This window comes from Vibrio sp. Y20_XG_PY13, from assembly GCF_024181925.1.
Lineage (GTDB): Bacteria > Pseudomonadota > Gammaproteobacteria > Enterobacterales > Vibrionaceae > Vibrio > Vibrio parahaemolyticus.
Map to the genome: position 1 here is coordinate 395,520 of NZ_JAMZAL010000003.1, position 13,939 is coordinate 409,458.

Annotated in this window: 11 protein-coding genes; 7 read left to right on the forward strand and 4 right to left on the reverse strand. The window is 46.2% G+C overall.

Features of this window, described 5'->3' with window-relative positions; all coding sequences use genetic code 11:
• Window positions 1–25: 25 nt before the first annotated feature.
• Entirely contained in the window at window positions 26–2,059 is a 2,034-nt protein-coding gene (locus tag NL646_RS10770; protein WP_253664210.1) for a prolyl oligopeptidase family protein, read from the forward strand.
• 236 nt (window positions 2,060–2,295) lie between these two features.
• Here the strand turns inward: NL646_RS10770 and NL646_RS10775 are convergent, their stop codons facing one another.
• Together NL646_RS10775 and NL646_RS10780 are read right to left on the reverse strand one after the other, a co-directional pair.
• Entirely contained in the window at window positions 2,296–3,927 is a 1,632-nt protein-coding gene (locus NL646_RS10775) for an ABC transporter ATP-binding protein (RefSeq protein WP_253664211.1), read from the reverse strand.
• An 89-nt stretch (window positions 3,928–4,016) separates the two neighbouring features.
• On the reverse strand, window positions 4,017–4,514 hold the full coding sequence (locus NL646_RS10780; protein ID WP_065779280.1) for a hypothetical protein: 498 nt from the start codon (window positions 4,512–4,514) through the stop codon (window positions 4,017–4,019).
• A gap of 187 nt (window positions 4,515–4,701) precedes the next feature.
• Between NL646_RS10780 and NL646_RS10785 the strand changes: the two genes are divergently transcribed.
• Together NL646_RS10785 and NL646_RS10790 are read left to right on the forward strand one after the other, a co-directional pair.
• A complete protein-coding gene (locus NL646_RS10785) occupies window positions 4,702–7,062 on the forward strand; it encodes a Lon protease family protein (RefSeq protein WP_253664212.1) in 2,361 nt (786 codons plus the stop codon).
• A gap of 234 nt (window positions 7,063–7,296) precedes the next feature.
• Window positions 7,297–8,925 (forward strand): methyl-accepting chemotaxis protein, encoded by a 1,629-nt coding sequence (locus tag NL646_RS10790; protein ID WP_005478090.1) that lies wholly within the window; start codon window positions 7,297–7,299, stop codon window positions 8,923–8,925.
• A gap of 123 nt (window positions 8,926–9,048) precedes the next feature.
• Here the strand turns inward: NL646_RS10790 and NL646_RS10795 are convergent, their stop codons facing one another.
• Complete coding sequence (locus tag NL646_RS10795) at window positions 9,049–9,783, reverse strand: flagellar brake protein (protein ID WP_005462902.1); 735 nt, start codon at window positions 9,781–9,783, stop codon at window positions 9,049–9,051.
• A gap of 150 nt (window positions 9,784–9,933) precedes the next feature.
• Between NL646_RS10795 and NL646_RS10800 the strand changes: the two genes are divergently transcribed.
• On the forward strand, window positions 9,934–10,209 hold the full coding sequence (locus NL646_RS10800) for a GNAT family N-acetyltransferase (protein WP_005462904.1): 276 nt from the start codon (window positions 9,934–9,936) through the stop codon (window positions 10,207–10,209).
• Window positions 10,210–10,211: 2 nt separating this feature from the next.
• Entirely contained in the window at window positions 10,212–11,186 is a 975-nt protein-coding gene (locus tag NL646_RS10805; RefSeq protein WP_253664213.1) for an ecdysteroid 22-kinase family protein, read from the forward strand.
• 46 nt (window positions 11,187–11,232) lie between these two features.
• Here NL646_RS10805 and NL646_RS10810 read toward each other — a convergent pair whose 3' ends face one another.
• Entirely contained in the window at window positions 11,233–11,733 is a 501-nt protein-coding gene (locus NL646_RS10810) for a GNAT family N-acetyltransferase (protein ID WP_029824340.1), read from the reverse strand.
• Window positions 11,734–12,128: 395 nt separating this feature from the next.
• On the opposite strand from NL646_RS10810, the gene napG reads away from it, so the two are divergent.
• Together napG and napH are read left to right on the forward strand one after the other, a co-directional pair.
• Window positions 12,129–12,899 carry a ferredoxin-type protein NapG gene (gene napG / locus NL646_RS10815; protein ID WP_025499671.1) on the forward strand — a complete coding sequence of 257 codons (771 nt, stop codon included), beginning with the start codon at window positions 12,129–12,131 and terminating at the stop codon, window positions 12,897–12,899.
• Window positions 12,899–13,753, forward strand: coding sequence for a quinol dehydrogenase ferredoxin subunit NapH (gene napH, locus NL646_RS10820; RefSeq protein ID WP_029824341.1), 855 nt, complete (start codon window positions 12,899–12,901; stop codon window positions 13,751–13,753). Before napG ends, napH begins: the two co-directional genes overlap by 1 nt.
• Window positions 13,754–13,939: the final 186 nt, after the last annotated feature.

A 13,939-nucleotide genomic window follows, 5' to 3' on the forward strand; every position in this document is an offset into this window, starting at 1 on the left:
CTTCAAACGGAGTAACACGGACGTTATGCATTACCCAAAAACACGTAAAGATTCTGTCGTGGACACTTATTTTGGTCACGACATTGCCGACCCTTATCGCTGGTTAGAAGATGATCGCAGTGAAGAAACCGCACAATGGGTTTCGGGTCAAAACTCAGTGACCTTCGATTTTCTTGGTCAGATCTCGTACCGCCAACAGATCCGTGACTTAGTCGCGAACAGCCAAAACTACGAAAAATATTCCCAGCCATTTGTACGTGGTGACTACACCTACTTCTACAAAAACGACGGTTTGCAAAACCAAAGCGTATTGTATCGCCGTAAAGGCGAGGGAGAAGCCGAGGTCTTCCTTGACCCAAATACTTTCTCCGAAGAGGGCACGACCTCTCTTGGCGAAGTCAGCTTCTCGAAAGACTATCGTTTGGTGGCATATTCCATCTCGGAAGGAGGCAGTGACTGGCGTAAGATCTTTGTCATTGATACGGAAACTAAAGAACAGCTAGAGCCAGAGATCGTTGATGCGAAGTTTACGTCGATTTCTTGGCTGGGCAGCAAAGGCTTCTATTACTCAAGTTACGACAAGCCGCAAGGCAGTGAGTTGTCTGCTCGAACTGAGCATCACAAGCTTTATTATCATGAACTTGGTACCTCTCAATCTGAAGACAAAGTGATTTTTGGTGAGCAGGGTGCTCAGATTCATCGTTATGTGTCTGGTACGACGACGACAGATGATCGCTTCCTCATTATTTCTGGCGCAGAATCCACATCGGGTAATCGTCTGTTTTATATCGACTTACAGTCTGACTCCCAAGCGATTGTGACACTGCGCGATACGACGCAAGGCGACACCTACTTGATTGATAGTCAAGACGAGACCTTGCTGCTTTACACCAACCTAGATGCGCCGAACGGCAAAGTTGTCAGCTACAACACTCAGACAGAACAATGGGCTGACGTGATTGCTGAACAAGAACAGCCGCTAGAAATCAGCAAAGGTGGCGGTTATTTGTTTGCGACTTATATGGTGGATGTGCTTTCTAAAGTGAAGCAGTTTACCTACCAAGGTGAGTGGATTCGAGATGTAGAACTACCGGGAGAAGGCACGGCTTATGGTCTAGCAGGTAAAAAAGAAGAAACCACGCTGTATTACACCTTTACTAACTACGTGACACCACCGACGATCTTCTCATTTGATGTCGAATCTGGTGCATCGACGCTTTACCAAGAATCCAAAGCGCCGTTCGATCGCAATGAATATGAGTCAAAACAGGTGTTCTACACCTCAAAAGATGGCACGCAAGTTCCAATGATCATCTCATACAAGAAGGGCATCTCGCTTGATGGCAGTGCGCCAACCATGCTGTATGGTTATGGCGGTTTTAACATCAGCCTCACTCCGATGTTTTCTGGCAATGTGGCCAACTGGCTAGAATTGGGTGGCATTTACGCTGTCGCCAACATGCGAGGCGGCGGTGAATATGGTAAAGCTTGGCACAATGCGGGCACTCAGCAGCAAAAGCAAAACGTGTTTGATGACTTTATTGCGGCGGCGGAATACCTAATTGAAAACGACTACACCAGCTCGGAGCGCTTAGCGATTCGTGGTGGTTCTAACGGAGGTTTGTTAGTTGGAGCGTGTATGACGCAACGCCCTGAACTATTCAAAGTTGCGCTGCCTGCGGTTGGTGTGCTTGATATGCTGCGTTACCACACATTTACGTCTGGTGAAGGCTGGAAGTACGACTACGGCACGTCAGAACAAAGTGAAGCGATGTTCCGATACTTACTTGGGTATTCACCTGTTCACAATGTAAAAGAAGGCGTGCAATACCCTGCTACCTTGGTGACAACCGCTGATCATGACGACCGAGTTGTTCCTGCTCACTCGTATAAGTTTATTGCTGAACTGCAAGACAAACAGCAAGGCGAAAATCCGGTGTTGATTCGTATTGATGTGAATGCCGGTCATGGTGCCGGTATGCCGCTCAGCAAGCAAATCGATCTCACGACCGATGTGTACGCATTTACGCTATACAACATGGGTATCGAGTCGATTTAACGATTTTGAGCTTTAGAGAATAAAAAATGCCGCGACAGAATCGCGGCATTTTTCATGGTTGGGGGAACTCAAGTAATACTATTTTTCAGTATTGTTGAGTCAGGTTGACTAAGTCTGACTCGATGAACCAACCAGTCTCGGCGGCCAAACCGAAAGGCAGCTACGCCATTCTCAAGTAAAGATGAAATAATCATCTTTACTTAATCCTAGTTCATTAATATGAAACTGTGATGAATCTAAGCAGCATCATTTTGATTTTCATTGTTTTCAAGATCAAATGAGGCATCAATCAGTTTTCTAGTGTACTCACTTTTTGGGTGATGGAAAATCTCTTGTGCGCTTCCTTGCTCCATCACTTCTCCTTTTTGCATCACTAATACGCGATCAGAAAGCGCCTTAACCACTGATAAATCATGGCTTATGAACAAATAACCGATATTGTGTTTTTTCTGCAAGTCTTTGAGAAGATCGATGACAGTGAGTTGCACTGAGCGATCTAAGGCTGAGGTCGGCTCATCAAGCAAGATAAACGACGGTTCCAAAATCAAGGCTCGTGCAATCGCAATACGTTGACGTTGCCCACCGGAAAATTCGTGCGGATAGCGGTTTATAGATGCGGGATCCAAACGTACTTCGCGCAGAACATCACGCGCTTTCTGCATGCGTTCTTTCTTGTTTAAATATGGCCGGTGGACGGTTAACCCTTCAGTGATGATTTCCCCGATGGTCATACGTGGTGAAAGCGAACCGTATGGGTCTTGGAACACCATTTGTACGTCTTTTTTCAGATCGAACCGCTCTTTGTCGCTGAGTGAGGCCATATTTTGACCTTTAAACTCAATTTTTCCGGTAGACGGTAGCAAACCGATCAACGCACGCCCTAACGTGGATTTACCCGAACCGGATTCACCAACAATGCCTAGTGTTTCGCCCTGTTTCAGTTGTAACGAGATGCCTTTTACCGCTTCGAAGTACTCGTTTTTGCTTGCGATAAAGTGAGGCGTCACCAAAAACTTCACACGAATGTCTTCAGCGTTGAGCAATTCCGACGCATTCTCGTCAACGGGGGTTTTGCTTCCTTTCGGAATCGAGTTAATCAGCATTTTGGTGTATTCATGCTGAGGATCAGAAAATAGGTGCTCAGTGATGTCTTCTTCAACGACCTCACCTTTGCACATCACCAACACACGATCGGCAAAGTGTTTCACCACGCCTAGGTCATGGGTGATAAATAAAATAGCCATCCCCATTTTTGCTTGAATCTCTTTAATCAGCAGTAGCACTTCCGCCTGAACGGTAACGTCAAGCGCGGTTGTCGGCTCATCGGCAATTAAGATGTCTGGTTCGTTAATTAGCGCCATGGCAATCATGATGCGCTGTAATTGGCCTCCAGAAAACTCATGGGGATACTTATCATAGGCTTGTTGCGGGTTCGGCAAATGAACCAAATCAAACAGTTCAAGCACACGTTCTTTGGCTTTGCGCTGATTGACGGAGCGATGACACATCATGGCTTCCGCCACTTGAATACCGACCCGCATATACGGATTCAGTGAAGTCATTGGCTCTTGGAATATCATTCCGATGCGATCGCCGCGAATGCGCTGCATTTGTCGCTCAGTTTTGTCCAGAATGGATTCGCCTTCAAACATGATCGACGAGTCTGGATGGACAATGGCGTTGTCTGGTAGCAGCTTCATTAAAGCGTTGGTGGAAACTGATTTACCCGAACCAGATTCGCCGACGATAGACAGCGTTTCACCCGCTTGTAGCTCGAAGCCAACATTCTTTACTGCATCGACGATCCCATCGTTTGTCGTAAAGCTGACAGACAAGTTGTTCACCGAAAGAATGGTTTGAGAAGACATCACGTATCCTTGTGTTTGATATAGCAAATAAACCTAGAGCAATGGTGATGGCGCTGAAATCCTGCTGCTTTCCATTGCTCTGGTACTCATTAGTTGTAGAGGTGGGGAGCAACCGCTTCTGCTGAGCTCATTGCCTGTAAATGCAAAAACTGTTCATGGGCGCGAGTGACATGGTCCAGCTCTATCATCCATTGAGCATTGCGCTGCGCAGAGCAAAATGCGGCCATGTGTGCAAGTAAGTCCTCACTTTGCTGGCCGAGTAGGTGGCCAACACGCTCAATCAGGTCATGGCTTTCAAGCTGCAAAAATTGGAACAGCGCATAAGTTTGGTTGAGAACCGAAAATGCTTCGCGCTGTAATCCCAATTTGTTGAGGATCTCAGATTGCGCCACGCTCGCATCGCGTAATCCGCTGACCAGACACACAAATTGGCAAGGCTTGGTAAGGTCATTCTCTAGCGCCTTATGGATATGGCTAGGCAAGTGATTGAGCACATCTTCGTATAAGCGATGAGCTTCTGGCCAATGGCCTTGCTCCATCAATTGCTCCGCTTTCAAATAGCGCATCCAGCATTGCTCAATATTCATGTCCATCTCCACAAAAGTTGATTTGCTGAAGATATTAAATGAAATTAATTATCAATTGCAAGTGCGTATTGTTTTCATTTTTATGGTTATAAAGTGTGCGATTAAACCATGGTGTAAGCTAAATCACTTAAAATTAAACAAATAATCTCTACACTCAAGTTACGACAATAAGAAAAAGGAAGCGGATATGGCAATACTAAGATTGGAACCTCAACAGCTATATTCTGTAGCGGATCTAGAGAATATGCCATGTAAGTCGACCAAGGAACTGCCTCCTATTGACGAAATCGTGGGACAAGAGCGTGCGCAAAAAGCGGTCGAGTTTGCGATGTCAATTAAGGAAAAAGGGTACAACATTTACGCCATCGGTCAGAACGGGCTAGGTAAGCGCACGATGATTCTGCGCTATTTGAATCGTCACCAGCATGACGCCGATGCGTTATTTGACTGGTGTTACGTCGCGAATTTTGAAGATACACGCACGCCTAAAGTGTTAAAGCTCCCTTGTGGAATCGGTAACAAACTGCGTGTTGATATTGAAGCCTTAATGGGGAAATTGCTTAACGCGCTGCCATTAGCTTTTGATAACGAAATGTACTTTAGCCGTGCTGATCGTTTGAAAAACCAGTTGGCAAACAAACAGCAAAATGAATTGGACCGCATTAGTCGTGAAGCTAAAGAGCACGGCATCAGCCTGACGATCACATCGCAAGGCGATTATCAATTTGTCGCCATGAATGGCGATGAGTTGCACACTGAAGAATCTTTTGATGCCTTGAGCAAAAAAGAGCAAGAACAGTTCAGTGACAGCATTGACGCGTTAGAGGTTAGTTTACGTTCCATGGTGCGTGAACTGACCGAGTGGGAGGATACCTACAGCGACAAAATCAAAAAGTTGAATGATGAAGTCACGCTCGACGTGATTACTCACTTCATTAAAAAGCTCAAAGTGGATTATTCGGAATACTCCGAAATCAAAACCTATTTGACGGAGCTGCAAAAAGATATCGTTGAAAACGCGGATATTTTCCTCGATCAAAGTGGTGAACAAGGTGAGATTGCTGCTGCGTCTTTAGATAAAAAGTTGCCTCGTCGCTACAAAGTGAACGTGTTAGTGAGTCGTAACAACAGCGATTTCCCAATCGTGGTGGAAGAGAACCCAAATTACCACTCACTGTTTGGCTCGATTGAAACTGCGACATTCAAAGGAACAGTCTTTACCGACTTCTCACTGATCCGTGCAGGTAGTTTGCACAAAGCCAACGGCGGCGTTCTGTTAATGGACGCGCAAAAAGTGTTGGAGCAGTCGTATGTCTGGGATGGCTTAAAACGTGCGCTGCGCTCTCGCCAACTAAGCTTTACGTCATTAGAAAAAGAGGTGACGTTGACGGGGGCGGTTTCATTAGATCCTGAACCGATTCCGCTTGATATCAAAATCATCTTGTTTGGTGATTACCGAACTTACCAATTACTCCAACATTACGATCCAGAGTTCAGCGAGTTGTTCCGTGTGACGGCAGATTTCGAAGACGAAATGAAACGTACGCCGGAGTCTGAGCTGCATTACGCGCGCTTTATCTCTAGCGTGGTGCATGACAACAATATGCTGCATTGCGATCGCAAAGCCATTGCTCGAATCATCGAATACAGCTCACGTTTGTCTGGCGACCAATCCAAGCTATCTCTGCATTCGGCTAATATCGCCAACTTGCTTCGAGAGTCAAACTACGTGGCTCGCCAAGCAAACTCAAACATGATCCGCATTGGCCACGTCGAAGAGGCGATGAAAAATCAGGAGATGCGCGTCAGCCGTTTGCGAGACAGCGTGATGGAGACGTTCTTAAACGGCACTACGTTGATTCTCACTGAGGGTTCGGCGATAGGGCAAGTGAACGCGTTGTCGGTGTTGAGTACCAGCGATTATATGTTTGGTGCGCCTAACCGTATCACTGCCACGACATGCTACGGCGATGGCGACGTTATCGATATTGAACGCAGCGTCGATCTTGGCGGCAGTATCCACTCAAAAGGTGTGATGATCCTATCGGCTTATCTGTCTTCCGTATTCGGCAAAACCGCGCGAGTGCCACTCACGACGACGATTACCTTTGAGCAATCATACGGCGGAGTCGACGGAGACAGCGCGAGCATGGCGGAGTTTTGCGCGGTCGTTTCGGCTTTTTCTAAACAACCAAATCGACAAGATATCGCGATCACGGGTTCAATGAACCAATTTGGTGAAGCGCAGCCGATTGGTGGCGTAAACGAAAAAATCGAAGGTTTCTATGATGTGTGTGTGATCAAAGGTCGTCACTCCGGACAGGGTGTGATCATTCCTCGTTCGAATGTTCATAACTTGATGCTACGAGCTGACATCGTGAAAGCGGTAGAAAAAGGGGAGTTCCATATTTGGGCAATTGACCACGTTACTGAGGCCATTGAACTGTTCACCGGCAAGGTGGCAGGTGAGCCGACAGATGAAGGTTCTTACCCGATTGATACGATTTTTGGCCTTGCTCAAGCGAAGCTCAATTCGCTGAGAAAGTAAGCGATATTTGCTCTGGATGTGAATAAATATCATCACAATTAATCACAACTTGTAATAACGACAATATTCCGACACTAGTGTCGGGATATTGTCAATAACAGATTGAAAATGGGGACTTTTTGTACTAGATAAAAGTGTGATCGACCTCTAATATTCGCCACTTGTTTATTCGTCCGGGAACAATCCCGTCGCATGGAAGCAAGTAGGCATCACGCATATAACTGAGGTCCAGTCATGCAGCTATCACTGAAAAACTTGTCAGTACGAACCCAAATTTTGGTTCCGGTATTATTTACCGCTATTGTTTTGTTTATTGCTCTGTGGATTACTAAAAACAATCTTCAAGCGGAGCAAGACGTTATTGCTTCTAACCAAGAGTCTTTGGTTTTCCATAAAGACACTTTGGCGCGTATCGACGATCAAATTTACCCATTGCGCATCAGCGCGGTTTACGCAATTTACGATGCTTCTCGTCGTGAAACTTTCCTAAATGAGCTAAAAGCAGGCTTGAAACAAGTTGAAGCGGATCTAAGTGCAATCGAAGCGCGCAACCTGTTTCGTGAAGATGCGATTGAAGTGCGCAAAGCGATTGAAGCGTATGTGCAGTACTCACAGCGCTCTGTAGCGTTTTTCAACCAATACGATCAAGGTCTGAAATCAGACAACGAATACCGTGCATTTATTTCTGAGTATCGCCGTGTTGGTAACGAAATGGTGCAAGGCATCAACACTTTGTCTAAACACGTGAATGATCAAGCGGTTGAATCAACAGCAAAAAGTAACGCACAAAACGAGCGTGTTCAAACTAATGCGATGCTGACGGTTCTTGCTGTGTTTGTGTTCTCGCTTATTGGCGCTTGGTTCCTATCTGGCATGATTGTTACACCAATCCAAAAGCTGCAACGTGTGATGCGTGAACTGGCGGCTGGTAACCTTTCTGTTCGTGCGGATGTCGAAGGCGACAACGAGATTGCTCAGCTAAGCAAAGACGTTAACCAAACCGCGTCTCAACTTTACAGCATCGTTGATCAGTTAACTCGAATCAGTGAAGAAGTGGCGTCTGCATCGACAGAACTTGCTGCAGTAATGACGCAAGCAGAAGCGAACGCTCAACAAGAATTGGCAGAAATCGAACAAGTTGCTTCTGCGGTAAATGAGCTAGCAAGCACTGCAAACAACGTAAGTGACAATGCGACCTCTGCTGACGCGACAGCACGCGAAGCGGACGGTCTAGCGCAATCTGGTTTGGCTATCTTCCAAGAAAGTGCAGACGCAAGTGCGCAAATGTCTCAAGCATTGAACGATGCCGCGCAAGTTGTACTGCGTCTAAAAGAGCAATCAGTACAGATCAACGATGTTATCGAAGTGATTCGCGGTGTATCTGAACAAACGAACTTGTTGGCGTTGAACGCAGCGATTGAAGCTGCACGTGCTGGTGAATCTGGTCGTGGTTTTGCGGTAGTAGCGGATGAAGTTCGTATGCTAGCGGCACGAACTCAAGATTCAACGCAAGAAATCTCAACAATCATTGAAGAGCTACAAGCGCAATCAGGCCTTGCTAACGACAGCATGCAGGTTAGCCTAGAAATGTTAACTCGCAACAACGAGCTGACTCAGCAAGCGAACGATGCGTTGATCGGTATTACAGAATCTGTTGCGAACATCAACGATTCAAACACGCAAGTAGCGACAGCTGCGGAAGAGCAATCTCAAGTCACTCAAGACATCAACCGCAACGTGGTTAACATGTCTGAACTTGTGAACCAAAATGTAGCGGGCATCAGCCAAAGCGCAAGCGCAAGTAGCGAGCTATCACTACTGGCTGAAAAGCAAAAAGAACAGTTGAGCTTCTTTAAGCTGTAAGCTTTTGCTTTACGTTTTTAAATATGGTCTCAGCAAAAAGGCACCCTCGGGTGCCTTTTTAATGCTCGTTTTTCAAGAACGAATACGTGCTCTAGCAACTTCATGGCTCTAGGCCGTTCGAATTTATTTTAACTTCAGCTTGGTGCCGTCGAATTTGAGATGGCTCAGCAGACTCTTGGCGTTAGTCTTGCCTACCTCATCAAACTCCATTCCGTAGCGGGCATAGTGAGTCGATTTTTGCAGGTTGCAAATACGACCATTCAGTGGCGCTAACAGGCGACCATCACTCGGCATGGTTAGGTCTAGAGTGATACGGTCGCCAACTTGTAAAGGTCGGCTCATTGGCGATGTCACAAAACGGCAGCCGCTGCGAGATAGGTCTCTGATCTCACACTCACTTCGATATTCATCCAAGCGGACTCGCGCTTTCAAATTCACCTCATAACGCACTTCTTTACGAAGTTGGAATACCTGCATTGTATTGGGAAGGCTAAGCACTAAAATGGGATAAGGGTCGCCCAAGCGATGTTGAAGCTGAGCCCTAAAAGGGATGACTGCGCCTTCGCCACGATGAGAATACGCTTTTACGTTTATCCAAAAGCCTTCTTGAAAATAGAATTTCAAATCTTCATCGGAAATATTCGGAACTTCGATCAATGCCGTATTGTTAGAGTGGCAGCCGACAAACGTACTGGTGGTGATGAACTTCGTTCCAACAGGCGTGGTCACATTGAGAGTGACTTCACTACCATGCTCAACCATCGCCATTGCATCGGTGCTGTTTAATGTGGTGGCCTGACGTTCTGGTGCTCTCTTACTCTGCAGAGGTAGATTGCCGTCTCTGGCACTGGTTATCATATTTCTCATTCTTATTGTCGTACCTGATTTGAGAAGAGGTGACTGCTATGAAATTTAGCACTAAACGACTGGGTGTCTTTGCGTGGTAATGATTTTATTCAGTGATATAGTTTGATTCAATAAATCCGTAACAAAATTAGAGAAGAAGATATGCATAAAGTGATTCACGACACTGAAAGTGGCCTCTTTTGGGTTGATTTAGAGCAAGACTTCAAAGCAAAAGTGGTCTACGAGTTGAAAAATGATGTGATGCACATAACATCGACGGTCGTACCAGAAGAGCTGCGAGGTAAAGGTTATGGCAAAGTAATGATGGAAGCGGTACTCCCAGAAATTGAAGCTCTGGGTTATAAAATCGAACCGGTTTGCCCGTATGTGGCGCATTACATCAACCGTAACCAAGCTTGGTCGCATCTTCTTGCTTGAGTATGAATGATCACCACCTTTTGTATCAAAATATCAGCCAGGATCTTGATCTCGGTGAATTGCTGTCGAGTGAAGTAATCCAGTCACTTTGGGGCGGTTACGGAGAATTGGTTCGGCTGAAATTCGCTAAACGCTCTGTCATTGTAAAACATGTCAAATTACCTAAACCTTCTGAACACCCTAGAGGCTGGAATACAGACCGTTCTCACCAAAGAAAGCTGCACTCTTATCAGGTTGAAGTCAGTTGGTACGCGCATTTTTCCGGAGTCATGGACTCGTCCTGTCGGGTACCACAAGGCTTAAAAACGTTCCAGTCGGAGAATGAATGGCTCATTGTGATGGAAGATCTCGCAGACGCGGGTTTTACAAAAATCATCACCGATGCAAAGCTAGAACATCTACGAGCCTGCCTTACTTGGTTGGCGAATTTTCATGCGCGCTACATCGGTGTTTGCTCGGATAAGCTGTGGCATACCGGCACGTATTGGCACTTGGCAACCAGACCCGATGAGCTTGAGGCGTTGCAAGACAGTGAGCTAAAAAATGCCGCTCAATTGATTGATCAAACGCTTTCGCAAGCCAAGTTCAAGACGCTTGTACACGGTGATGCCAAATTGGCGAACTTCTGTTTTGAGCAAGATGAATTGAGCGTTGCTGCGGTCGACTTTCAATACGTCGGACATGGCTGTGCGATGAAAGATGTGGCACTGTTTATGAGTAGCGCCGTCAAGCCAGAACGTTGTGCAGAGATGGAAGTTTGGGTCTTGGACACGTATTTCGCTCAGTTGCAACAGGCGTTAATGGTTTATCAGCCGAATCTCGACCCCGATGAAGTCGAGCGTGAATGGCGTTCTTTGTTTGCGGTTGCTTGGGCTGACTTTCAGCGCTTTGTGAAAGGTTGGAGTCCTGACCACTGGAAGATCAATCCCTACACAGAAGCATTGACTCGTAGAGCGTTGGCTTACTTACGAAAGTGAGTCGAAGTTTAAAAAGAAAAGCCTCCAACTAGTAGGAGGCTTTTCTTTATTTTTTACTTGGTCTGATACGTGCCATGTAATAGGTATTGATGAACTCGCCATCTCGGAATGAGGCATCAATCGCCTCTCCTTCAATTTCAAAACCATGCTTTTTGTACAGGCCAATCGCGGCCTCGTTGTCGGCATTCACTTCTAACTGAATGCGTCTTACATTCAACCAGTTATCCGCCAACTCGGTGATGGTTTCAATCAACTTGCTTCCCACGCCTAGACCGTGAAACTGGTCGTGAACGCCAATGCCAAACGCGGCCGTGTGCGCCGTTCTTGGACGCTGCGAGTGATGAAAGCCAATGTTACCCACTACTTTACCATCGATTTCAGCGACGTAGCTGTAAACGCCAGCGGGCATATTTGACAATCGTTCTACCCACATTGTGAGCGAAGGTTTTGGGAGTTGCAGGGTTTCACGTTGTGCTTTTGGTTGTGAATAGATTTCTACGAGTGCCGCTGCGTCTTCAACGGTCGTTGGACGTACGATAATTTCCATGCTTCTCTCCTTCGCTTTTTAGTATTAATTTTCAATCTAACCACAGTTCTTTATTTTGGATAGTATTTTTTGATGTTTGAGAGATAAACACCTTTTAAATTAGGTTGTTATAGGGATGTTTTTCTAAATTTTAGTAGTCATTTATCTTCGAATTTAGCAAATAGATTGCAAAGGTGTTGAATTATTGTACTGAAAATGGCGTGCACGGCAGAGTATCGTGGTGAATTTCATGTTGGAGGAAATAAATGGAATTATTCAAACTGTGACGACGGCACTGTACATCAGTTGACTTGAATCAATTGAGGGTGGAGTTACCTCTTATGAGGTATGGGGAAGAGGTACGTTTAGCGCTATTTATGCTTAACTTGATAAAGGAGTTTCGTTGAGGAAATAGCATGAAATCCTCTCAGTCTAAAACATCGCAAAGTCGGCGCCGATTTTTGCGTGATACGGTCCGAACTGCGGCAGGCGTTGGCGCAGCGGCGTGTGTGTTGGGCTTACAATCGCTGCAAAGCCAAGCTCGAGAAACCAAAGGTGTGCCTATTCGCCCACCCGGAGCTTTGCCAGAAGGCGATTTCGAATCAGCCTGTATTCGATGTGGCTTGTGTGTTCAAGCATGCCCTTACGACACATTGAAACTCGCGACATTACTTTCTCCTGTAGCCACTGGTTCTCCTTACTTTACTGCGCGCGATATTCCCTGCGAAATGTGCGAAGACATTCCTTGTGTGGTGGCTTGCCCTAGTGGGGCGCTGGATCCGAAGTTAACCGATATTGATGATGCTCGAATGGGCACAGCGGTTCTTATTGACCATGAAACTTGCCTTAACTGGCAAGGGCTGCGATGCGACGTTTGTTATCGCGTTTGTCCGCTGATTGATGAAGCCATCACATTAGAGATGGTTCATAACGACCGAACTGGCTATCACGCCAAACTTATCCCTACAGTGAATTCAGAAGTGTGTACTGGGTGCGGTAAGTGCGAACAAGCGTGCGTGTTGGATGTCGCTGCTATTAAAATTGTCCCGACGGATTTGGCGAAAGGCAAAGTGGGCAGTCACTACAATTTTGGTTGGAAAGAGATCGACAAACCACTCGAAAATATCCTCCCCAGTGAGACGCCTGTACCGGAAGGTGCGCTTGAATCGCTAAAAGGAGGTAAGTAATGGCAAAGAACTTAGCTCAAAATGCTGGCAAAGAGGCGATTGAAAAGCTTGGTTGGTGGCGCGCGCATCGGTTTCTGGTTTTACGTCGGCTATGTCAGCTCACCATCATTGCGCTGTTTATGGCTGGGCCGACATTAGGGGTTCTAACCGGTAACCTTTCATCGAGTATGTTGCTCGATACGGTCCCTTTAAGTGACCCGTTAATAGTGCTTCAAGCTTTGGCGACAGGCCATATTCCGGAGTTCAATGCGTTGTTAGGCGTAGTGATTGTTGTGGTGTTCTACGCGATTTTAGCGCCGCGCGCATTTTGTGCTTGGGTATGCCCGTTGAACATCGTGACGGACTTGGCGGCGTGGCTGCGCCGAAAGTTCAACATTAAAGCGAGCTATCGTTGGTCTCCGGCTATTCGCTATTGGCTGATCCCTGTTTTGATGTTGGGCAGTGCGCTGTCTGGCGCGATTCTTTGGACATGGTTAGATCCTGTGGCGGCACTGCATCGCGGATTGGTGTTTGGTATAGGCGCAGGTTGGGTGCTTATCGCACTGGTGTTCGTACTGGACTTACTCTTGGTTGAGCATGGGTGGTGTGGGCACTTATGTCCACTGGGAGCTACCTATGGCGTGATAGGCCGAAAAAGCCTGTTGCGCGTTACCGCTGTTCGCCGCGAGGATTGCACGAAATGCATGGATTGCTTTTACGTTTGCCCAGAGCCAGAAGTGCTTCGGCAGCCTTTGAAAGAGGGAGATCGTCGAGTTATGGATCAAAACTGCATAAGTTGTGGCCGTTGTTTGGATGTTTGTCCAGAGCATGTATTTGAGTTCAAAAATCGCCTTAATGTGAAAAACATCGACTAAGTCGATAAGTCACTTATCAACCTTTTTCTTGCCTTTTACACATCGCGCTCACTTTCTCATTGGGCGCGATGTATTCTGTATTGGTCATATCCTCAGTGCACTTAGAATCGCAACAGTGCGTATGTGACCATAAATAATAATGATATTGCGAATTTGTTACATTTAAAGCTATGATGATGACTTCAT